The organism is Pseudomonas sp. B707 (assembly GCF_022496685.1).
GTDB classification, from domain to species: Bacteria; Pseudomonadota; Gammaproteobacteria; order Pseudomonadales; family Pseudomonadaceae; genus Aquipseudomonas; species Aquipseudomonas paraglycinae.
Genome location: NZ_WTVE01000027.1, coordinates 1 through 21,363 on the forward strand (window position 1 = coordinate 1; position 21,363 = coordinate 21,363).

General features: G+C 59.5%; 18 protein-coding genes. 15 read left to right on the forward strand and 3 right to left on the reverse strand.

Annotated elements, in window-relative coordinates:
• Positions 1-367: 367 nt before the first annotated feature.
• The gene (gene clpA / locus GQX66_RS16700) at positions 368-2,638 is read right to left on the reverse strand and encodes an ATP-dependent Clp protease ATP-binding subunit ClpA (protein WP_007951436.1); all 2,271 of its coding nucleotides are present in this window, start codon (positions 2,636-2,638) and stop codon (positions 368-370) included.
• A gap of 30 nt (positions 2,639-2,668) precedes the next feature.
• On the reverse strand, positions 2,669-3,052 hold the full coding sequence (gene clpS, locus GQX66_RS16705; RefSeq protein ID WP_011334948.1) for an ATP-dependent Clp protease adapter ClpS: 384 nt from the start codon (positions 3,050-3,052) through the stop codon (positions 2,669-2,671).
• Positions 3,053-3,276: 224 nt separating this feature from the next.
• On the opposite strand from clpS, the gene GQX66_RS16710 reads away from it, so the two are divergent.
• A complete protein-coding gene (locus GQX66_RS16710) occupies positions 3,277-3,558 on the forward strand; it encodes a cold shock domain-containing protein (protein WP_240870091.1) in 282 nt (93 codons plus the stop codon).
• A gap of 79 nt (positions 3,559-3,637) precedes the next feature.
• On the opposite strand, the gene icd is transcribed toward GQX66_RS16710, so the two are convergent.
• Positions 3,638-4,894: an NADP-dependent isocitrate dehydrogenase gene (gene icd / locus GQX66_RS16715; protein ID WP_064380687.1), complete on the reverse strand. Its 1,257-nt coding sequence runs from the start codon at positions 4,892-4,894 to the stop codon at positions 3,638-3,640.
• Positions 4,895-5,375: 481 nt separating this feature from the next.
• Here icd and GQX66_RS16720 point away from each other — a divergent pair, with 481 nt between their 5' ends.
• From GQX66_RS16720 to nuoF, 14 genes are all read left to right on the forward strand, one after another.
• Positions 5,376-7,601: an NADP-dependent isocitrate dehydrogenase gene (locus GQX66_RS16720; RefSeq protein WP_240870093.1), complete on the forward strand. Its 2,226-nt coding sequence runs from the start codon at positions 5,376-5,378 to the stop codon at positions 7,599-7,601.
• Positions 7,602-7,679: 78 nt separating this feature from the next.
• Positions 7,680-8,126 (forward strand): NUDIX hydrolase, encoded by a 447-nt coding sequence (locus tag GQX66_RS16725; RefSeq protein WP_240870095.1) that lies wholly within the window; start codon positions 7,680-7,682, stop codon positions 8,124-8,126.
• A 59-nt stretch (positions 8,127-8,185) separates the two neighbouring features.
• On the forward strand, positions 8,186-9,310 hold the full coding sequence (mnmA, locus tag GQX66_RS16730; protein ID WP_074688946.1) for a tRNA 2-thiouridine(34) synthase MnmA: 1,125 nt from the start codon (positions 8,186-8,188) through the stop codon (positions 9,308-9,310).
• The gene (gene hflD / locus GQX66_RS16735; RefSeq protein ID WP_039767411.1) at positions 9,307-9,930 is read left to right on the forward strand and encodes a high frequency lysogenization protein HflD; all 624 of its coding nucleotides are present in this window, start codon (positions 9,307-9,309) and stop codon (positions 9,928-9,930) included. Before mnmA ends, hflD begins: the two co-directional genes overlap by 4 nt.
• Positions 9,931-10,057: 127 nt before the next feature.
• Entirely contained in the window at positions 10,058-11,428 is a 1,371-nt protein-coding gene (gene purB, locus GQX66_RS16740) for an adenylosuccinate lyase (RefSeq protein ID WP_039767413.1), read from the forward strand.
• An 86-nt stretch (positions 11,429-11,514) separates the two neighbouring features.
• Entirely contained in the window at positions 11,515-12,690 is a 1,176-nt protein-coding gene (locus GQX66_RS16745; RefSeq protein ID WP_007951451.1) for a cupin domain-containing protein, read from the forward strand.
• A complete protein-coding gene (locus GQX66_RS16750) occupies positions 12,683-13,108 on the forward strand; it encodes a GNAT family N-acetyltransferase (RefSeq protein WP_129972714.1) in 426 nt (141 codons plus the stop codon). Before GQX66_RS16745 ends, GQX66_RS16750 begins: the two co-directional genes overlap by 8 nt.
• Before the next feature lie 242 nt (positions 13,109-13,350).
• Entirely contained in the window at positions 13,351-14,103 is a 753-nt protein-coding gene (locus GQX66_RS16755; protein WP_007951453.1) for a secretin N-terminal domain-containing protein, read from the forward strand.
• A gap of 476 nt (positions 14,104-14,579) precedes the next feature.
• Positions 14,580-15,905 carry an isocitrate lyase gene (aceA, locus tag GQX66_RS16760; protein ID WP_011334956.1) on the forward strand — a complete coding sequence of 442 codons (1,326 nt, stop codon included), beginning with the start codon at positions 14,580-14,582 and terminating at the stop codon, positions 15,903-15,905.
• A gap of 547 nt (positions 15,906-16,452) precedes the next feature.
• On the forward strand, positions 16,453-16,866 hold the full coding sequence (locus tag GQX66_RS16765) for an NADH-quinone oxidoreductase subunit A (RefSeq protein WP_003223812.1): 414 nt from the start codon (positions 16,453-16,455) through the stop codon (positions 16,864-16,866).
• A 10-nt stretch (positions 16,867-16,876) separates the two neighbouring features.
• Positions 16,877-17,551, forward strand: coding sequence for an NADH-quinone oxidoreductase subunit B (locus GQX66_RS16770; RefSeq protein ID WP_007951456.1), 675 nt, complete (start codon positions 16,877-16,879; stop codon positions 17,549-17,551).
• 69 nt (positions 17,552-17,620) lie between these two features.
• Positions 17,621-19,405: an NADH-quinone oxidoreductase subunit C/D gene (gene nuoC, locus GQX66_RS16775; RefSeq protein ID WP_179694430.1), complete on the forward strand. Its 1,785-nt coding sequence runs from the start codon at positions 17,621-17,623 to the stop codon at positions 19,403-19,405.
• Between the two features lie 2 nt (positions 19,406-19,407).
• On the forward strand, positions 19,408-19,905 hold the full coding sequence (gene nuoE / locus GQX66_RS16780) for an NADH-quinone oxidoreductase subunit NuoE (protein WP_003223804.1): 498 nt from the start codon (positions 19,408-19,410) through the stop codon (positions 19,903-19,905).
• Positions 19,902-21,257, forward strand: a complete 1,356-nt coding sequence (gene nuoF / locus GQX66_RS16785; protein ID WP_085745980.1) for an NADH-quinone oxidoreductase subunit NuoF — start codon at positions 19,902-19,904, stop codon at positions 21,255-21,257. Before nuoE ends, nuoF begins: the two co-directional genes overlap by 4 nt.
• The last annotated feature ends 106 nt before the right edge of the window (positions 21,258-21,363 follow it).

Here is a 21,363-nt window from a genome sequence, read left to right on the forward strand (position 1 = left end):
ACGATGAGCGTTAGCTCGAGTACCGCTTTTGATCGCAGGGCCCGTCGGCAGGCTGAGTGGAGGGATTGATCCGGGGGTGGGAGCGCAGCGACCGTTTGGCGAAGCCAAACACATCGAGAGGAGGTGCAGCGAAGCAAACCGTAGGCGATGCCCCCGGATCAATCCCGGAGCGAAGGAACCCGAGCCACAGCGAGGGCCGTACGTCAGGGTTGAAGCCTTTTGGGTTACCTTTTCGGCGTTTGGAAAAGGTGACTCGCCGTAAGGGCGAAACCGCCAGCGGCAGCTCCCGAAGCAACGGATATGCCCCCAAAATAAAAACCGCAGACAATAAAAAGGCGCCCGAAGGCGCCTTTTCACTTACCAGCCGTCAGGCCATTTCTGCAGTGGTCTCGAAGTCAAACGTCAACTCACCATCCTTGATGTCGATGTGAACCACACCACCATGCTCGGCCAGCTCGCCAAACAGAATCTCCTCCGCCAGCGGACGCTTGATCTTGTCCTGGATCAGACGCGCCATCGGACGAGCGCCCATGGCCGAATCGTAACCACCGGCCGCCAGCCAGCTGCGCGCCGCATCGGTAACTTCCAGAAGCACACGCTTGTCTTCCAGCTGCGCCTGAAGTTCGGTGAGGAACTTGTCCACCACACTTTTGATGACCTCATGACTGAGGCGACCAAACTGAATGATGGTATCCAGACGGTTGCGGAATTCCGGCGTAAAGCTCTTCTTGATCACTTCCATCGCATCAGACGAGTGGTCCTGATGGGTGAAACCGATCGAAGCACGTGCCGCCGTCTCAGCACCGGCGTTGGTGGTCATGATCACGATCACATTGCGGAAATCCGCCTTGCGCCCGTTGTTGTCGGTCAGCGTACCGTGGTCCATCACCTGCAGCAGCAGGTTGAAGACTTCCGGATGCGCCTTCTCGATTTCATCGAGCAGCAATACGCAATGCGGCTGCTTGGTGATCGCTTCGGTCAACAGACCGCCCTGGTCGAAACCGACATACCCCGGAGGCGCACCGATCAGACGCGATACGGTGTGACGCTCCATGTACTCGGACATGTCGAAGCGCACCAGTTCGATCCCCAACGCCTTGGCCAATTGACGCGCGGCTTCGGTTTTACCAACACCGGTCGGTCCTGCGAACAGGAACGAACCGACAGGCTTGTCAGGCGACTTGAGCCCGGCACGGGACAGCTTGATCGCAGTCGACAGCGAATCGATCGCCGCGTCCTGACCGAACACCGTCAGCTTCAGGTCACGCTCGAGGTTACGCAGCAGTTCCTTGTCGGAGCTGGTGACGTGCTTCGGCGGAATCCGCGCGATTTTCGCAACGATGTCCTCGACCTCAGGCACTTCGATGCGTTTCACACGCTTCTCGACCGGTTGCAGACGCTGGTAGGCGCCCGCCTCGTCGATCACGTCGATGGCCTTGTCCGGCATGTGCCGGTCATTGATGTAGCGCGAAGCCAGTTCCGCAGCGGCGCGCAGCGACTCATCGCTGTATTCGATGTTGTGGTGCTGTTCGAAACGCCCTTTCAGGCCGCGCAGGATACCGATGGTGTCTTCCACCGACGGCTCGACGACATCGACCTTCTGGAAGCGACGCGCCAGGGCACGGTCTTTTTCGAAGATGCCACGGAATTCCTGGAACGTGGTCGAGCCGATGCAGCGAATGTCGCCAGACGACAGCAGCGGTTTGAGCAGGTTCGAGGCATCCATGACGCCACCGGACGCAGCACCCGCACCGATGATGGTGTGGATTTCGTCGATGAACAGGATCGCCTGCGGACGTTTTTTCAGTTCGTTGAGCAGCGCCTTGAAGCGCTTCTCGAAGTCACCGCGATACTTGGTGCCCGCGAGCAGAGCGCCCAGATCGAGGGAATAAACGACGCTGTTGGCCAGCAGGTCCGGCACCTGGTTGTCGACAATACGTTTGGCCAGGCCTTCGGCAATCGCGGTTTTACCCACGCCAGCCTCGCCTACCAGCAGCGGATTGTTCTTGCGACGGCGCGCGAGAATCTGCGCGACACGCTCGACTTCCGTTTCACGCCCGACCAGCGGATCGATCCGGCCCTGGCGTGCGAGTTCGTTGAGGTTGCTGGCGTAAGCGTCCAGCGGATTGCCTGAAGAAGAAGACTCACCGCCCTCGTCGTCCTGCATATCTTGTTCACCTTCAGAGTGATCGCCATGCCCCGGCACTTTGGAAATGCCGTGGGCGATATAGTTGACGACATCAATGCGTGCAACGCTCTGCTGTTTCAGCAGGAACACCGCCTGACTCTCTTGCTCACTGAAGATTGCAACCAGCACGTTGGCGCCGGTCACTTCGCGTTTGCCCGAGCTCTGCACATGAAAGACAGCACGTTGCAGCACACGCTGGAAGCCCAGGGTTGGCTGGGTTTCGCGATCCTCGTCATGGACGGGGATCAGTGGCGTGGTGGAGTCGATGAACTCCTGCAGGTCGTGCTTGAGTTTGTCGAGGTTTGCGCCGCAGGCACGCAATACGGTGGCGGCAGCCTCATTGTCCAATAGGGCCAGCAGCAGGTGTTCGACGGTCATGAATTCATGACGTTTCGAACGTGCCTCCTTGAAGGCAAGATTGAGGGTGACTTCGAGCTCGCGGTTTAACATAGCTTCACCTCATACCCAAGTGGTCGGCGATTAACCGTCCTTCTCGATTTCACAGAGTAGCGGATGCTGGCTTTCCCTGGCGTACTGGTTGACCTGCATGGCCTTTGTCTCGGCGATGTCGCGGGTAAACACTCCACATACTGCCCGCCCTTCTGTGTGGACGGCCAGCATGACCTTGGTCGCCAGCTCGCGATTCAGGTTAAAAAACACCTCGAGCACTTCGACGACGAAATCCATCGGTGTGTAGTCATCATTAAACAAAACCACCTTGTACATCGGCGGCGCCTGTAACGCAGGCTTTGCTTCCTGAACAGCAACGCCTGCCGAATCGTCGTCGTGCTCCTGTGGAAGATCCTTTTGGAGAAGCGGGCGATCCTGATTGAATGTTAGTCGAATCTGGCTGATTGCATGCATGGAAAGAAAGGTTCGTCAGTTGTGCAAATACAGTGGTGGGGGCGGCTTGACACGTTTTCAACTCCGACTGCCCGGTCACCTTGACTATCGGGAAAACGGTGTTACAACCAATAGAACCCACAGTGGGGAAAAAAGATCCGCGGAGTCAATCTTTTTAACGGATTCGACTGCGGATGAATTGGATGATACTCCAGCGATGGAGACTGTTGCAGAGGGATTTGAGCATGGCTGTCGGCAAGGTGAAATGGTTCAACAATGCCAAGGGGTTCGGCTTCATCAATACCGAATCCCGCGAGGGGAAGGACGAGGACGGCAAGGATATCGATTTCTTTGCCCACTATTCCGCCATTGAAATGGACGGATACAAAACCCTCAAAGCCGGGCAGATCGTCAAATTCGAGATCGTGCAAGGCCCCAAAGGCCTGCATGCCACAAAAATTCAGAATGTCGAAGCCGCAAAAGATGCGGCCCCGTCCGCTGCTCATCACCAGTCAGTGACCAGCTGAAGCGACCCGAACACCTGCCAGAAAACAAACCGCCCGACTCGATTACTCGAGCCGGGCGGTTTCGTTGCAGCTGGCTTTATTACATGTGCTTGATCAGCGCATCACCGAAGCCCGAAGAAGACACCAGCGTGGCGCCTTCCATCAGACGTTCGAAGTCGTAGGTCACGGTCTTGGCCTTGATGGCGCCATTGGTGCCCTTGATGATCAGGTCGGCCGCCTCGGTCCAGCCCAGGTGGCGCAGCATCATCTCCGCCGACAGAATCACCGAACCCGGGTTGACCTGGTCCTTGCCGGCATATTTCGGCGCAGTACCGTGGGTCGCCTCGAACATGGCCACGGTGTCGGACAGGTTGGCGCCCGGCGCGATACCGATACCGCCCACTTCCGCCGCCAGCGCATCGGACAGGTAGTCACCATTGAGGTTGAGGGTGGCGATCACATCGTATTCGGCCGGACGCAGCAGGATCTGCTGGAGCATGGCGTCGGCGATGGCGTCCTTGACGACGACTTCGCGGCCGGTTTTCGGGTTCTTGAATTTCATCCATGGGCCGCCATCGAGCAGCTCGGCGCCGAATTCTTCCTTCGCCACCTCGTAGCCCCAGTCCTTGAAGGCACCTTCCGTGAATTTCATGATGTTGCCCTTGTGCACGATGGTCAGCGACTTGCGGTCGTTGTCCACCACGTATTGCAGGGCCTTGCGCACCAGACGCTTGGTGCCTTCTTTCGAAACCGGCTTGATGCCGATGCCGCAATCCTGGTCGAAACGGATCTTGGTGACGCCCATTTCTTCTTTCAGGAACTTGATGACCTTGGTGGCCTCAGGGGAGCCGGCTTTCCATTCGATACCGGCATAAATGTCTTCGGAGTTCTCGCGGAAGATCACCATGTCGACGTCGCCAGGCTTTTTCACCGGGCTCGGCACGCCTTCGAACCACACCACAGGGCGCAGGCAGACATAAAGATCAAGCTGTTGACGCAAGGCAACGTTGAGGGAACGGATGCCGCCACCGACCGGGGTGGTCAGCGGGCCCTTGATGGAAACCACGTAATCCTTGACCGCGTCCAAGGTTTCCTGGGGCAGCCAGGTGTCCTGGTCATAGACTTGAGTTGCTTTTTCGCCAGCATAAACCTCCATCCAGGAAATCTTGCGCTTGCCCCCGTAGGCTTTCTCTACGGCAGCATCAACCACTTTGATCATCACAGGGCTGACGTCGACGCCAATGCCGTCACCTTCGATGAAGGGAATGATCGGGTTATCAGGGACATTGAGAGAATGGTCTGCGTTGACGGTGATTTTGTCGCCGACGGCTGGAACCTGAATCTTCTTGTAACCCATGCTGAACTCCATTGTTTGGATTGAACATCTGGCTTGGTTCGAGCGTAACCCAGTTAAATCAACACGCAAACCCTCTGTTCCGGGCGCGGCCACATCTCGTTTCGTACAAGCCTGAAAGCAAAGGGAAAAGCGCCAATCTCAAGCATTCACGGCGACTCTACGCCCCACCCCGCCCTGCGACCTTTAGACCAATGGACGAGAATCGTTGCATATGAACCATCGGCAGATTGCCAGCTACCTATGTATAATGCCGCCCGCTGACCACAGGGTCACGACGGCTGGCCTCTCTAGCACGAGACTTTCCGCCTGATTGGTCGGGTTGTTACCGCAGTCCGACTGCTTGACGCTCTACTGATGCACCCAACATCACCGCGAAGATTCTCGACATTCGGTTCATGGATGACTTTGAACGAACGCGCTTACCCGGCGCCCCTCGAGTTTCTGCGCACGCTTTAGCAAAGAAGAGAGAGTTAATCCGAATATGCCCACCCGCTCGAAGATCATCTATACCTTCACCGACGAAGCTCCAGCCCTCGCCACCTATTCCCTGCTGCCGATCATCGAGGCTTACACCGCCTCGGCCGATATCGCCGTGGAAACCCGCGATATCTCTCTTGCAGCACGTATTCTGGCCAGCTTCCCCGAGCAACTGGGCGACAAAGCCGTAGCCGACCACCTCGCCGAACTGGGCGACCTGGCCGTTACGCCTGAAGCCAACATCATCAAGCTGCCGAACATCAGCGCCTCGGTTCCGCAACTGCAAGCCGCGATCAAAGAACTGCAGGCCCAGGGCTACAACCTGCCGGACTACCCGGAAACCGTGACCAGCGACGCCGACAAAGACGCCAAGGCGCGCTACGACAAGGTCAAGGGCAGCGCCGTGAACCCGGTTCTGCGTGAAGGCAACTCCGACCGTCGCGCTCCGCTGTCGGTCAAGAACTACGCTCGCAAGCACCCACACAAAATGGGCGCCTGGGCCAAGGACTCCAAGTCCCACGTCGCTCACATGAGCACCGGCGATTTCTACGGCAGCGAAAAAGCGGCCCTGATCGACGCCGCTGACACCGTGAAAATCGAGCTGGTCGCCCAAGACGGCACCACCACCGTCCTGAAAGAAAAAACCACCGTTCAGGCGGGCGAGATTCTCGACTGCTCCGTAATGAGCAAAAAGGCTCTGCGCGCGTTCATCGCCGCTGAAATCGACAGCGCCAAGCAACAAGGCGTGCTGCTGTCGGTTCACCTGAAAGCCACCATGATGAAGGTCTCCGACCCGATCATGTTCGGCCAGATCGTTGCCGAGTTCTACAAAGACGCCCTGACCAAGCACGCCGACGTGCTGGCCGAGATCGGCTTCAACCTGAACAACGGCATCGGCGACCTGTACGCCCGCATCAAATCCCTGCCGGCCGAACAACAAGCCCAGATCGAAGCCGACGTGCAGGCGGTCTACGCCGTTCGTCCTTCGCTGGCGATGGTCAACTCCGACAAAGGCATCACCAACCTGCACGTGCCGAGCGACGTTATCGTCGACGCCTCGATGCCGGCCATGATCCGTGACTCCGGCAAGATGTGGGGCACCGACGGCCAGCTGCACGACACCAAGGCGGTGATCCCGGATCGCTGCTACGCCACCATCTACCAGGCCGTGATCGAAGATTGCAAAGCCAATGGCGCTTTCGATCCGACCACCATGGGCAGCGTGCCAAACGTTGGCCTGATGGCTAAAAAGGCTGAAGAGTACGGTTCCCACGACAAGACCTTCCAGATCAAGGCCGACGGCGTGGTTCGCGTAACCGACAGCAAAGGCTCCCTGCTGATGGAACAGGCTGTTGAAGCCGGCGACATCTTCCGCATGTGCCAGACCAAAGACGCGCCGATCCAGGACTGGGTCAAACTGGCCGTCAACCGTGCTCGTGCAAGCGCAACGCCAGCCATTTTCTGGCTGGACCCGATGCGCGCCCACGACGGCGTGGTGATCGAGAAGGTTCAGTCTTACCTGAAGGATCACGACACCGCCGGTCTGGACATCCAGATCATGGCGCCGGTCGATGCCATGAAATACACCCTGCAGCGCACCCGCGAAGGCAAGGACACCATTTCGGTGACCGGCAACGTACTGCGTGACTACCTGACCGACCTGTTCCCAATCATGGAACTGGGCACCAGCGCCAAGATGCTGTCGATCGTGCCGCTGATGAACGGCGGTGGCCTGTTCGAAACCGGCGCCGGCGGTTCGGCTCCGAAGCACGTGCAGCAACTGGTCGAAGAGAACTTCCTGCGCTGGGATTCGCTGGGTGAATTCCTGGCCCTGGCCGCGTCTCTCGAGCACCTGGGTGTGAACTACAACAACCCGAAAGCGCTGGTTCTGTCCAAGACCCTGGACCAGGCCACTGGCCAGTTCCTCGACAACAACAAGTCGCCATCGCGTAAAGTCGGCAACATCGACAACCGCGGCAGCCACTTCTACCTGGCAATGTACTGGGCACAAGCCCTGGCCGCCCAGACCGAAGACGCTGCACTGCAAGCGCAGTTCGCGACTCTGGCCAAGACCCTGACCGAGAACGAAGCGACCATCGTTGCCGAGCTCAACGCCGTTCAAGGCAAGCCAGTGGACATCGGCGGTTACTACCACGCCAATGCCGAGCTGATCAGCAAGGCCATGCGCCCAAGCGCAACCCTCAACGCGGCCATCGCTGCGCTGGTATAAGGTTGTAAAGGGAACATCACAAACCCCGGCCTTGCGCCGGGGTTTGTGTTTCTGCCTATCGCTCAGGAGATTCAATCAATGCAATGGCAACCCCACATCACCGTCGCCACCATCGTCGAGGACAACGGTCGTTTTTTGATGGTCGAGGAACACAAGGCCGGGCGTAATGTGCTCAATCAGCCCGCTGGCCATCTGGATCCGGACGAAACCCTGATCGAAGCCGCCGTGCGCGAAACCCTCGAAGAAACCGGCTGGGACGTCGAACCCACCGCCGTGGTCGGCATTTATCTGTACACCGCCCCGAGCAACGGCGTGACTTACCAGCGCGTGTGCTTCAGCGCCAAAGCCGTGAAACACCACCCGGATTATCAGCTGGACGACGGCATCGTCGGTGCCAAGTGGCTGACTCGCGACGAATTATTGGCCCAGCGCGACAACTGGCGCAGCGAGCTGATCATCCGTTGCATCGATGATTATCTGGCCGGCAATCGCTTCGGCCTCGAACTGATCCGCCCTTCCCTTTAGCCTTGAGGCCGTGAGCCTGATAGAATCGCGTCCTTTTTCAAGACACTCATTGAATCCCTATGCGTGATCCAGCCCCTTCTGACACATCCAAGAAGCGCGTCATTGTCGGCATGTCCGGCGGCGTGGACTCTTCCGTTTCCGCTCTCCTGCTGATCGAGCAGGGCTATGAAGTGGAAGGCCTGTTCATGAAGAACTGGGAAGAAGACGACGGAACGGAATACTGCACCGCCATGGACGACCTGGCGGATGCCCAGGCCGTGTGCGACAAGATCGGTATCAAGCTGCACACCGCCAACTTCGCCGCCGAGTACTGGGACAACGTGTTCGAGCACTTCCTGGCCGAATACAAGGCCGGCCGCACGCCGAACCCGGATATCCTGTGCAACCGCGAGATCAAGTTCAAGGCGTTCCTCGACTACGCCATGATGCTCGGCGCCGACCTGATCGCCACCGGTCACTACGTGCGCCGCCGCGACATCGACGGCCGCACCGAACTGCTCAAGGGCCTGGATCCGAACAAGGATCAGAGCTACTTCCTGCACGCCGTCGGCGGCGAACAGATCGCCAAGACCCTGTTCCCGGTCGGCGAGCTGGAAAAACCGGAAGTCCGTGCAATCGCCGAGAAATACGAGCTGGCCACCGCCAAGAAGAAGGATTCCACCGGGATCTGCTTCATCGGCGAGCGTCGCTTCAGCGATTTCCTCAAGCAATACCTGCCGGCACAACCGGGCGAGATCAAGACCACCGAAGGCGAAGTCATCGGCCGTCACCACGGCTTGATGTACCACACCATCGGCCAGCGTCAGGGCCTGGGCATCGGCGGCCTGAAAGACGCCGGCGACGAGCCGTGGTACGTGCTGCGCAAGGATCTGGACACCAACGAGCTGATCGTCGGTCAGGGCAACAACCATCCGTGGCTGTTCTCCAGCGCCCTGCTCGCTTCGGAAATCTATTGGGTCAACCCGATCGATCTAAGCCAGCCGCTGCGCCTGACTGCCAAGGTTCGTTATCGCCAGAGCGATCAGGCCTGCACCCTTGAGAAAACCGAAACCGGCTATCGCGCCGTGTTCGACGAGCCGCAGCGCGCGGTCACGCCGGGCCAGTCGGTGGTGTTCTATGACGGTGAAATCTGCCTCGGTGGCGGCGTGATCGAAGTCGCCGAGCCGTGGAGCGGCCAGGCATGAGCCCGACTCAGGAGCAATTGACCGCTCTGGGCGGCGTGTTTCTCGCCGCCGTGCTGGTCGACCGGATCGCCAAGACCGGTCAGACCAACGAGGCCGGCCTGAGCTGCATGCTCGGCAGCCTGCTGGTTCGTGACCCGAAAGACACGCTGGATGTTTACGGCGGCGACGATATCAACCTGCGCGAGGGTTACCGCGCGCTGATCGGCGCCCTCGAGCGCGACCCGAGCACCTTGCAGCGCGAGCCGCTGCGCTACGCCCTGTCGATGCTCGGCCTTGAGCGACAACTGGCCAAGCGCAACGACATGCTCGACGTGATCGGCAAGCGCTTGCCGCAGATCCAGTCGCAGGTCGAGCACTTCGGCCCGGCCCACGAAAACGTGATCGCAGCCTGCGGTGCGCTGTATCAGGACACCCTGAGCACGCTGCGCCAGCGCATTCAGGTGCATGGCGACATGCGCAACCTGCAGCAGCCGAGCAACGCCTCGAAGATTCGCGCTCTGCTGCTCGCCGGCATTCGTTCGGCACGCCTGTGGCGTCAGCTCGGCGGTCATCGCTGGCAGCTTGTCGTCAGCCGACGCAAATTGCTCAAAGAGCTGTATCCGTTGATGCGCAGCGAGTAAATCGCCGCGCAATAAAAGCTTTGTAGTCTGTAACGCGTAATACGCCGGTCAGTTGGCGACGGACCGGCGGATTTTTTCATGTATGATACGCGCCCCATTTCGTTGCCCGACTGTCCGAGAACACCCCATGCAGCTCTCTTCGCTCACTGCGGTTTCCCCTGTTGACGGCCGCTACGCCGGCAAAACCCAGGCCCTGCGCCCAATTTTCAGCGAGTACGGTCTGATCCGTGCCCGCGTTCTGGTTGAAGTGCGCTGGCTCCAGCGCCTGGCCGCTCACGCCGGCATCCCGGAAGTGCCAGCCTTCTCCGCCGAAGCCAACGCCGTTCTGAATGAACTGGCCGAGAACTTCTCGCTGGAGCACGCCGAGCGCGTGAAAGAGATCGAGCGCACCACCAACCACGACGTCAAAGCGATCGAATACCTGCTCAAGGAGCAGGCGGCCAAGCTGCCGGAGCTGGCCAAGGTCAGCGAATTCATCCACTTCGCCTGCACCAGCGAGGACATCAACAACCTGTCCCACGCCCTGATGCTGCGCGAAGGCCGTGACGACGTGATGCTGCCGCTGATGCGCCAGACTGCCAATGCCATCCGCGAACTGGCGATCCGCTTCGCCGACGTGCCGATGCTGTCGCGCACCCACGGCCAACCGGCTTCGCCGACCACTCTGGGTAAAGAGCTGGCGAACGTGGTTTACCGTCTCGAGCGTCAGATCGCTCAGGTCGCTGCCGTTCCGCTGCTGGGCAAGATCAACGGCGCTGTCGGCAACTACAACGCTCACCTGTCGGCCTACCCGCAGATCGACTGGGAAGCCAACGCCCGCGCCTTCATCGAAGACGAGCTGGGTCTGGGCTTCAACCCGTACACCACGCAGATCGAGCCGCACGACTACATCGCCGAGCTGTTCGACGCCATTGCGCGCTTCAACACCATCCTGATCGACTTCGACCGTGACATCTGGGGCTACATCTCCCTGGGCTACTTCAAGCAGCGCACCATCGCCGGCGAAATCGGTTCGTCGACCATGCCGCACAAGGTCAACCCGATCGACTTCGAAAACTCCGAAGGCAACCTGGGCATCGCCAACGCGCTGTTCCAGCACCTGGCGAGCAAACTGCCAATCTCCCGCTGGCAGCGTGACCTGACCGACTCCACCGTGCTGCGTAACCTCGGTGTCGGCTTCGCCCACAGCGTTATCGCGTACGAAGCGAGCCTCAAAGGCATCAGCAAGCTCGAGCTGAACGCTGACAAGATCGCTGCCGATCTGGACGCTTGCTGGGAAGTCCTGGCCGAGCCGATCCAGACCGTGATGCGCCGCTACAACATCGAAAATCCGTACGAGAAGCTGAAAGAACTGACTCGCGGCAAGGGCATCAGCCCTGAAGCGCTGCAGACTTTCATCGATGGCCTGGACATGCCGGCCGCTGCGAAAGCCGAGCTCAAGCAACTGACGCCGGCCAACTACATCGGCAACGCTGTAGCGCAAGCCAAACGCATCTGATCGACTGTTTGACCCGTTTGAGACGCCCGGCCGCGCCGGGCGTTTTTATTCCCGTCTGAAAAATGCTTTTTTTCAATAGGTTACATATGAATCCCGATATTCCTCTTCAACTTCTGGGTGGTCTTACGGCGCGCGAATTCATGCGCGACTACTGGCAGAAAAAACCACTGCTGATCCGTCAGGCGATTCCTGATTTCGAAAGCCCGATCGACGCCGACGAACTCGCCGGCCTGGCCCTGGAAGAAGAAGTCGAATCGCGCCTGGTGATCGAGCACGGCGAGCGCCCTTGGGAACTGCGTCGCGGCCCGTTCGCCGAAGACGAATTCAGCAAACTGCCGGAGCGCGAGTGGACCCTGCTGGTGCAGGCGGTCGATCAGTTCGTGCCGGAAGTCAGCGAGCTGCTGGAAAACTTCCGCTTCCTGCCGAGCTGGCGCGTCGACGACGTGATGATCAGCTTCGCCGCTCCGGGTGGCAGCGTCGGTCCGCACTTCGACAACTACGACGTGTTCCTGCTGCAAGGCCACGGCAAGCGCAACTGGAAAATCGGCCAGATGTGCGACTCCGAAAGCCCGCTGCTGCAACACGCGGATCTGCGCATCCTCGCCGAATTCCACGAGACCGAAGAGTGGGTCCTGGAACCGGGCGACATGCTCTACCTGCCGCCGCGCCTGGCTCACTGCGGCGTTGCCGTCGATGACTGCATGACCTACTCGGTCGGCTTCCGCGCACCGAGCGCCGCTGAAGTGCTGACCCACTTCACCGACTTCCTCAGCCAGTTCCTGACTGACGAAGAGCGCTACACCGACGCCGACGCCAAGCCGGTCAGCGATGATCCACATCAGATCCAGCACGATGCACTCGGCCGCCTGAAAGCGCTGCTCGCCGAACACATGAGCGACGAACGCCTGCTGCTGACCTGGTTCGGCCAGTACATGACCGAGCCGCGTTATCCAGAGCTGGTGGTCGGCCCGGAAGAAGTCGAGGAAGAAGACCTCCTCGGCGCGCTCGAAGACGGTGCCATCCTGATCCGCAACCCGAGCGCGCGTCTGGCGTGGTCGGACGTCGATGACGATCTGCTGCTGTTCGCCAGCGGTCAGAGCCGTTACCTGCCGGGCAAGCTGCGCGAACTGCTGAAGCTGATCTGCTCTGCCGACGCCCTGCACACAGACAATCTCGGTGACTGGCTGAGCGACGAAGACGGTCGCGGCCTGCTGTGCGAACTGGTCAAACAGGGAAGCCTGGGGTTCGCCGACGATGAATAAGATTCGCGTACGTGTTGCAGACTGGCAAAAGGACAACGCCGAGATCCGCCGCATTCGCGAAACGGTGTTCATTGCCGAACAATCGGTTCCACCCGAGCTTGAGTGGGACGCTGATGACGCCACGGCGGTGCATTTCCTGGCTTTCGAAGGCGACTTTCCGATCGGCACCGCCCGCCTCTTGCCCGACGGGCATGTCGGCCGGGTTTCGGTGCTGAAGGACTGGCGCGGCCTGAAGGTCGGCGATGCGCTGATGCAAACGGTGATTGCCGAAGCGGAAGCACGCGGCCTGAAGCAGCAGATGCTCAGCGCCCAGGTACAGGCCACGGCGTTCTATGAGCGCCTGGGTTTCAACCTGGTCAGCGAGGAATTCCTCGAAGCCGGGATTCCGCATGTCGATATGGTTCGTCACTCAGCTTAAGACCGAGGCGCCGATCGTTCCCACGCTCTGCGTGGGAATGCCTCTCGGGACGCTCCGCGTCCCTTGCGGCATGTGACGCAGAGCGTCACTGGCTGCATTCCCAGGCGGAGCGTGGGAACGATCACGTAAAACGCCCCGCCATCTCACGATGCCGGGGCGTTTTGCTGTCTAGGATTCAACTTGCCCCACCCCGGGCCGACAAACTGGCAATATCAAGCCTTTCGAAAGCGGAGATAACGGACATGTCCCTACGCACCCTGCTCACCACCCTGCTGCTCGGCTGCAGTTTTTCGGTGATGGCAGCCACAGAAATCGTGCCCCTCAAATACCACACCAGCGCCGACATGCTGCCGGTGGCTCAAGACTTCATCGGCAAGGACGGCCAGGTCAGCGCCTATGGCAACCAACTGATCGTCAAGGCTGAACCCGGCAAGATCGAAGAACTCAAGGACCTGCTCTCGCAACTCGACACCGCGCCCAAGCGCCTGCTGATCACGGTCGACACCAACGAAAACAACGGTCGTGGCGATGAAGGCTATTCGGTCAATGGCGCGCAAACCCGCATCATCAGTCGCAGCACTGCCAGCCGTGACGGCGGCATTCAGCAGATCCAGGCCAGCGAAGGCGCACCGGCGCTGATCCAGGTTGGCCAAAGCGTGCCGATCACCAGCAGCCAGACCAACTCCTACGGCGATTACAGCAGCCAGACTCAATATCGCAACGTCACCCAGGGGTTTTATGTCACCGCAAGCGTCACCGGCGAAACCGTTCACCTGGCCATCAGTACCAACCGTGACCGCATGAGCCAGGAACGTCCCGATGTAGTGAACGTGCAAAGCACCGACACAACTGTCACCGGACGCCTGGGCGAGTGGATCACCCTCGCTGGCGTAAATCGCCAGACTCAGGCCGACAAACAGGGCCTGGCCCGCAGCTACTCGACTCAAGGCCGGGATGACATGACGTTGCGGGTGAAAGTCGACACGTTGGACTAAAGCACCGAAAACTGACTGATTAGTCGTATTAGACGAAAGATGTAGTGCTTGAAAAAAAGCACTACAAAACGTTTGACGAGCCAAAAAAGCGAAGGCATGATGGCCTCGCTCCCGCTAATCAGAGGCCCTGGCAAGGGCCTTCGAAGCGATGCTCGCAACCATCCCCGCGAGCCGTTTCGTGTCTGTACCGCCCACAAGGTGTGTTTGACGAGGTTGCCGACTGGAACGAAGTTGTCCCGAGGGACGGAAGCGTAATTAGGTAACCCGGCTTTACACTGTAGTTCGTATAAAGGCCCACGACGCCCGAATGCGCCCGCCAGTTCGCCTTTACCTGCTCACTTCCCCTCGAGCCCATCGTTCATCCCGTCGCCTGCCCCGCCGAACCCGACCTGACCACCTAAGCTTCTGGTCAGCGAGCGCAAGGAATTTTCCACCGCAGAACAACTTTTCATAAAGACGCGACGAGGTTTATCTCCATGGCACTGACACGCGAACAGCAAATTGCAGCCCTTGAAAAAGACTGGGCTGAAAACCCGCGCTGGAAAGGCGTGACTCGCAATTACTCCGCTGCTGACGTCGTCCGTCTGCGTGGCTCGGTTCAACCAGAGCACACCTTTGCAAAAATGGGCGCCGAAAAACTGTGGAACCTGGTCACCCAGGGTGCCAAGCCGTCCTTCCGCCCAGAGAAAGATTTCGTCAACTGCATGGGCGCCCTGACCGGCGGCCAGGCTGTGCAACAGGTCAAAGCCGGTATCCAGGCGATCTACCTGTCGGGCTGGCAAGTCGCTGCGGATAACAACTCCGCCGAATCGATGTACCCGGACCAGTCGCTGTACCCGGTGGACTCGGTGCCAACCGTGGTCAAGCGCATCAACAACTCGTTCCGTCGTGCCGACCAGATCCAGTGGAAAGCCGGCAAGAACCCGGGCGACGAAGGCTACATCGACTACTTCGCGCCAATCGTGGCTGACGCCGAAGCCGGCTTCGGCGGCGTACTGAACGCCTACGAGCTGATGAAGAGCATGATCGAAGCAGGCGCCGCCGGCGTTCACTTCGAAGACCAGCTGGCCTCCGTGAAGAAATGCGGCCACATGGGCGGCAAGGTTCTGGTTCCAACCCAGGAAGCCGTACAGAAGCTGACCGCTGCACGTCTGGCTGCCGACGTTGCCGGTGTACCGACCATCATCCTGGCCCGTACCGACGCCAACGCTGCCGACCTGCTGACTTCCGACTGCGACCCGTACGACCAGCCGTTCGTGACTGGCACCCGTACTCAGGAAGGTTTCTACAAGGTTCGTGCAGGCCTGGACCAGGCAATCGCCCGCGGCCTGGCCTACGCGCCGTACGCCGACCTGATCTGGTGCGAAACCGCCAAGCCGGACCTGGACGAAGCCCGTCGTTTCGCTGAAGCGATCAAAAAGGAATATCCGGACCAGATCCTGTCGTACAACTGCTCGCCTTCCTTCAACTGGAAGAAAAACCTGGACGACGCGACCATCGCCAAGTTCCAGCGCGAACTGTCCGCCATGGGTTACAAGCACCAGTTCATCACCCTGGCCGGCATTCACAACATGTGGCACAGCATGTTCAACCTGGCGCACGACTACGCCCGCAACGACATGACTGCCTACGTGAAGCTGCAAGAGCAGGAATTCGCTGACGCCGCCAAGGGTTACACGTTCGTGGCTCACCAGCAGGAAGTGGGCACTGGCTACTTCGACGACATGACCACCGTGATCCAGGGCGGCACGTCCTCGGTGACCGCGCTGACCGGTTCGACCGAAGAAGAACAGTTCCACTGATCGACTTCGCCTGAGCGAACGGCCTTTGCGGACCGTATAGAAAGCTAACCGCATTGCCGAAAAACTGACGCCCCGACTGGTTCGGGGCGTTTTTTTTGCCTGCGGTTTTCCGAGCGCCTCAGGAATTGGCACAACCTGTCAGGCAAAACATTGATCCAGAGCGGTATCCGCATCGCAAAAATCGGCTAAAACGGGCGCCGCCGCTACTTGCAGTAACGCGCATATAAGACAACTTCCCAACTACTGACCCGTTAAACAGTTACGAAACCACCCCAAACGATATTAATTATCATTTAGCGGCAACTATGTTCGTTACATTTCCTACAAAACATAATTCTTGAAATTCCGGCTAATGCCCGCAACGCATGGGCTGCGGGCCCTTCGAGGCGCGCTATGTCCTTATTCCAATAAATAATTTCGCTATAGGAATTTTACTTGCCGGGTGTTTAGCCATAAAATCAGCGCGATTGATTGCTGCGACATATCGTCACTGCCTTATTTCTTTATCAAGCTCAGAGACCTTTGCTCTCTGTTAAGGATTTCCAGCATGCCCGAAGCGACAGGACTCATGGCCCACAACTGGGGCTTTGCCATTTTCCTTCTGGGTGTAGTCGGCCTGTGTGCCTTCATGCTCGGTGTCTCCAGCCTCCTCGGGTCAAAAGCCTGGGGCCGCAGCAAAAACGAACCGTTCGAGTCCGGCATGCTACCTACCGGTGGCGCCCGCTTGCGGCTCTCAGCCAAATTCTATCTGGTCGCGATGCTGTTCGTGATCTTCGATATCGAAGCCCTCTTTCTCTTTGCATGGTCTGTGTCCGTCCGCGAAAGCGGCTGGACCGGATTCGTCGAAGCTCTCGTTTTCATAGCAATTCTGTTGGCAGGTCTTGTCTACCTGTTCCGAGTGGGCGCCCTTGACTGGGCTCCGGAAGCTCGTCGCAAGCGGCAGGCGAAGCTGAAACAATGAGGCTTTGGCAATGCAATACAATCTCACCAGAATCGACCCCGATGCTCCTAACGAGCAATATCCGATCGGCCAGCGGGAAACCGTTTCCGATCCGTTAGAGGATCAAGTCCACAAAAACATTTTCATGGGCAAGCTGGAAGACGTGCTGAGTGGCGCGGTCAACTGGGGACGTAAGAACTCCCTGTGGCCGTACAACTTCGGTCTGTCGTGCTGCTACGTGGAAATGACCACCGCCTTCACGGCGCCCCACGACATCGCGCGCTTCGGCGCCGAAGTTATCCGGGCATCACCGCGTCAGGCCGACTTCATGGTTATCGCCGGGACCTGCTTCATCAAGATGGCGCCGATCATTCAGCGCCTGTACGAGCAGATGCTCGAGCCCAAGTGGGTGATCTCGATGGGTTCGTGCGCCAACTCCGGCGGCATGTACGACATCTACTCCGTGGTTCAGGGGGTGGACAAGTTCCTGCCCGTTGACGTCTACGTACCTGGCTGCCCGCCCCGTCCAGAAGCATTTCTGCAAGGCTTGATGCTGTTGCAGGAATCCATTGGCCAGGAGCGTCGCCCACTTTCCTGGGTCGTTGGCGATCAAGGCGTTTATCGCGCCGACATGCCTTCGCAGAAGGAACAGCGCCGCGAACAGCGAATCGCAGTCACCAACCTGCGCAGCCCTGACGAAGTCTGATCCAGTCTGTTTCAAAGAAACGAGAAGCTGGCTTCATTCTTTACGTTGACCGAAAGCGAAAAAATAACCATGACTACAGGCAGTGCTCTGTACATCCCGCCTTATAAGGCAGACGACCAGGATGTGGTCGTCGAACTGAACAACCGTTTTGGCGCCGAAGCGTTCACCGCTCAGCCGACCCGCACCGGCATGCCGGTGCTGTGGGTGGCTCGCGCCAGACTCGTCGAAGTCCTGACCTTCCTGCGCAACCTGCCCAAGCCGTACGTCATGCTCTATGACCTGCACGGCGTGGATGAGCGTCTGCGCACCAAGCGTCAAGGGCTGCCGAGCGGGGCCGATTTCACCGTGTTCTATCACCTCATGTCGCTGGAACGTAATAGTGACGTGATGATCAAGGTCGCCTTGTCCGAGAGCGACCTCAGCTTGCCGACCGTCACCAGCATCTGGCCGAACGCCAACTGGTACGAGCGTGAAGTCTGGGACATGTACGGCATCGACTTCAAAGGTCACCCGCACCTGTCGCGCATCATGATGCCGCCGACCTGGGAAGGTCACCCGCTGCGCAAGGACTTCCCGGCGCGCGCCACTGAATTCGATCCGTTCAGCCTGAACCTGGCCAAGCAACAGCTTGAGGAAGAAGCCGCGCGTTTCCGTCCTGAAGACTGGGGCATGAAGCGTTCCGGGGCGAACGAGGACTACATGTTCCTCAACCTGGGTCCGAACCACCCTTCGGCTCACGGTGCGTTCCGCATCATCCTGCAACTGGACGGTGAAGAGATCGTCGACTGCGTTCCGGACATCGGTTACCACCACCGTGGTGCCGAGAAGATGGCCGAGCGTCAGTCCTGGCACAGCTTCATTCCGTACACCGACCGTATCGATTACCTCGGCGGCGTGATGAACAACCTGCCGTACGTGCTCTCGGTCGAGAAGCTGGCCGGCATCAAGGTGCCAGAGAAGGTCGACGTCATCCGCATCATGATGGCCGAGTTCTTCCGGATCACCAGCCACCTGCTGTTCCTGGGTACCTACATCCAGGACGTCGGCGCCATGACTCCGGTGTTCTTCACCTTCACCGACCGCCAGAAGGCGTACACGGTGATCGAAGCCATCACCGGTTTCCGCCTGCACCCGGCCTGGTACCGCATCGGTGGCGTCGCCCACGACCTGCCGCGCGGCTGGGAAAAACTGGTGAAAGACTTCGTTGAATGGCTGCCAAAGCGCCTCGACGAATACACCAAGGCCGCCCTGCAGAACAGCATCCTCAAGGGTCGTACCATCGGCGTTGCCCAGTACAACACCAAAGAGGCCCTGGAATGGGGCGTCACCGGCGCCGGCCTGCGTTCCACCGGTTGCGATTTCGACCTGCGTAAAGCGCGTCCGTACTCCGGCTACGAGAACTTCGAGTTCGAAGTACCGCTGGCTGCCAACGGCGATGCCTACGACCGCTGCATGGTTCGCGTCGAAGAGATGCGCCAGAGCGTCAAGATCATCGACCAATGCCTGCGCAACATGCCGGAAGGCCCGTACAAGGCGGATCACCCGCTGACCACGCCGCCGCCGAAAGAGCGCACGCTGCAGCACATCGAAACCCTGATCACGCACTTCCTGCAGGTTTCGTGGGGCCCGGTCATGCCGGCCAACGAATCCTTCCAGATGATCGAAGCGACCAAGGGCATCAACAGTTATTACCTGACGAGCGACGGCGGCACCATGAGCTACCGTACCCGGATCCGTACTCCGAGCTTCCCGCATCTGCAACAGATCCCTTCGGTGATCAAAGGCAGCATGGTCGCGGACCTGATTGCGTACCTGGGTAGTATCGATTTCGTTATGGCCGACGTGGACCGCTAAGCATGAACAGCACGCTTATCCAGACAGACCGTTTCACATTGAGTGAAACCGAGCGCTCGGCCATCGAGCACGAGCTGCATCACTACGAAGACCCGCGCGCGGCGTCGATCGAAGCCCTGAAGATCGTTCAGAAGGAACGCGGCTGGGTGCCGGACGGCGCCCTGTACGCCATCGGCGAGATCCTCGGCATCCCGGCCAGCGACGTTGAAGGCGTGGCCACGTTCTACAGCCAGATCTTCCGTCAGCCGGTCGGCCGTCACATCATTCGCGTCTGCGACAGCATGGTCTGCTACATCGGCGGCCACGAGTCGGTGGTCAGCGAAATCCAGAACAACCTGGGTATCGGCCTGGGTCAGACCACTGCCGACGGTCGCTTCACTCTGCTGCCGGTCTGCTGCCTCGGCAACTGCGACAAGGCACCGGCGCTGATGATCGATGACGACACCTTTGGCGATGTCCAGCCTGCCGGCGTCGCCAAACTGCTCGAGGGCTACGTATGACCCTGACTTCTTTCGGCCCGGCCAACCGCATCCAGCGTTCGGCCGAGACTCACCCGCTGACCTGGCGCCTGCGTGACGACGGCGAAGCCGTGTGGCTCGACGAGTACCAGGCCAAGAACGGTTACGCCGCTGCGCGCAAGGCCTTCGCCGACATGGATCAGGACGCCATCGTCCAGACCGTGAAAGACGCCGGCCTCAAGGGTCGCGGCGGTGCAGGCTTCCCCACTGGCGTGAAGTGGGGCCTGATGCCAAAAGACGAATCCATCAACATCCGCTACCTGCTGTGCAACGCGGATGAAATGGAGCCGAACACCTGGAAAGACCGCATGCTGATGGAGCAACTGCCCCATCTGCTGATCGAAGGCATGCTGATCAGCGCCCGCGCGCTGAAAACCTACCGTGGCTACATCTTCCTGCGTGGCGAGTACACCACCGCTGCCAAGCACCTGAACCGTGCCGTGGAAGAAGCCAAGGCTGCCGGCCTGCTGGGCAAGAACATCCTGGGCAGCGGCTTCGATTTCGAGCTGTTCGTCCACACCGGCGCCGGGCGTTACATCTGCGGTGAAGAAACCGCACTGATCAACTCCCTCGAAGGTCGCCGCGCCAACCCGCGCTCCAAACCACCCTTCCCTGCCGCCGTTGGCGTGTGGGGCAAGCCGACCTGCGTGAACAACGTTGAAACCCTGTGCAACGTGCCGGCGATCATTGCCGACGGCGTGGACTGGTACAAATCGTTGGCCCGCGACGGCAGCGAAGACATGGGCACCAAGCTCATGGGCTTCTCCGGCAAGGTCAAGAACCCTGGCCTTTGGGAACTGCCATTCGGCGTGACCGGTCGCGAACTGTTCGAAGACTACGCCGGCGGCATGCGCGACGGCTTCAAGCTGAAAGCCTGGCAGCCAGGCGGCGCCGGTACCGGTTTCCTGTTGCCGGAACACCTCGACGCACAAATGTACGCCGGCGGCATCGCCAAAGTGGGCACCCGTATGGGTACCGGCCTGGCCATGGCGGTGGACGACAGCGTCAACATGGTGTCCCTGCTGCGCAACATGGAGCAGTTCTTCGCTCGCGAATCCTGCGGCTTCTGCACCCCGTGCCGTGATGGTTTGCCATGGAGCGTCAAGCTCTTGATGGCGATCGAACAAGGTCGCGGCCAGCCAGGCGACATCGAGACCCTGCTGGGTCTGGTCAACTTCCTCGGCCCGGGCAAGACCTTCTGTGCTCACGCACCGGGTGCCGTGGAGCCGTTGGGCAGTGCCATCAAATACTTCCGTCCAGAGTTCGAAGCCGGTATCGCGCCTGCAAGCGCCACCGTCCCGCCTCTGGCGAAGCCGATCGTAGTCGGCGCGTAAACGCTTAGAAAAGGCGAAGGGTCCGTGCCCTTCGCCTTTCGTCCGATGACGCCTTTCGGGGCTGACTGGATTCGGACGGATAACAAGATTCCATTAGCCACGCCCG

Coding starts and splice junctions, on each gene's coding strand:
- GQX66_RS16765 (WP_003223812.1), top strand. CDS start 16,453: ATGCCCGAAGCGACAGGACTCATGGCCCACAACTGGGGCTTTGCCATT.
- GQX66_RS16720 (WP_240870093.1), top strand. CDS start 5,376: ATGCCCACCCGCTCGAAGATCATCTATACCTTCACCGACGAAGCTCCA.
- purB (WP_039767413.1), top strand. CDS start 10,058: ATGCAGCTCTCTTCGCTCACTGCGGTTTCCCCTGTTGACGGCCGCTAC.
- nuoF (WP_085745980.1), top strand. CDS start 19,902: ATGACCCTGACTTCTTTCGGCCCGGCCAACCGCATCCAGCGTTCGGCC.
- icd (WP_064380687.1), bottom strand. CDS start 4,894: ATGGGTTACAAGAAGATTCAGGTTCCAGCCGTCGGCGACAAAATCACC.
- hflD (WP_039767411.1), top strand. CDS start 9,307: ATGAGCCCGACTCAGGAGCAATTGACCGCTCTGGGCGGCGTGTTTCTC.
- clpS (WP_011334948.1), bottom strand. CDS start 3,052: ATGCATGCAATCAGCCAGATTCGACTAACATTCAATCAGGATCGCCCG.
- aceA (WP_011334956.1), top strand. CDS start 14,580: ATGGCACTGACACGCGAACAGCAAATTGCAGCCCTTGAAAAAGACTGG.
- GQX66_RS16710 (WP_240870091.1), top strand. CDS start 3,277: ATGGCTGTCGGCAAGGTGAAATGGTTCAACAATGCCAAGGGGTTCGGC.
- GQX66_RS16725 (WP_240870095.1), top strand. CDS start 7,680: ATGCAATGGCAACCCCACATCACCGTCGCCACCATCGTCGAGGACAAC.
- GQX66_RS16755 (WP_007951453.1), top strand. CDS start 13,351: ATGTCCCTACGCACCCTGCTCACCACCCTGCTGCTCGGCTGCAGTTTT.
- GQX66_RS16750 (WP_129972714.1), top strand. CDS start 12,683: ATGAATAAGATTCGCGTACGTGTTGCAGACTGGCAAAAGGACAACGCC.
- GQX66_RS16745 (WP_007951451.1), top strand. CDS start 11,515: ATGAATCCCGATATTCCTCTTCAACTTCTGGGTGGTCTTACGGCGCGC.
- mnmA (WP_074688946.1), top strand. CDS start 8,186: ATGCGTGATCCAGCCCCTTCTGACACATCCAAGAAGCGCGTCATTGTC.
- GQX66_RS16770 (WP_007951456.1), top strand. CDS start 16,877: ATGCAATACAATCTCACCAGAATCGACCCCGATGCTCCTAACGAGCAA.
- nuoC (WP_179694430.1), top strand. CDS start 17,621: ATGACTACAGGCAGTGCTCTGTACATCCCGCCTTATAAGGCAGACGAC.
- clpA (WP_007951436.1), bottom strand. CDS start 2,638: ATGTTAAACCGCGAGCTCGAAGTCACCCTCAATCTTGCCTTCAAGGAG.
- nuoE (WP_003223804.1), top strand. CDS start 19,408: ATGAACAGCACGCTTATCCAGACAGACCGTTTCACATTGAGTGAAACC.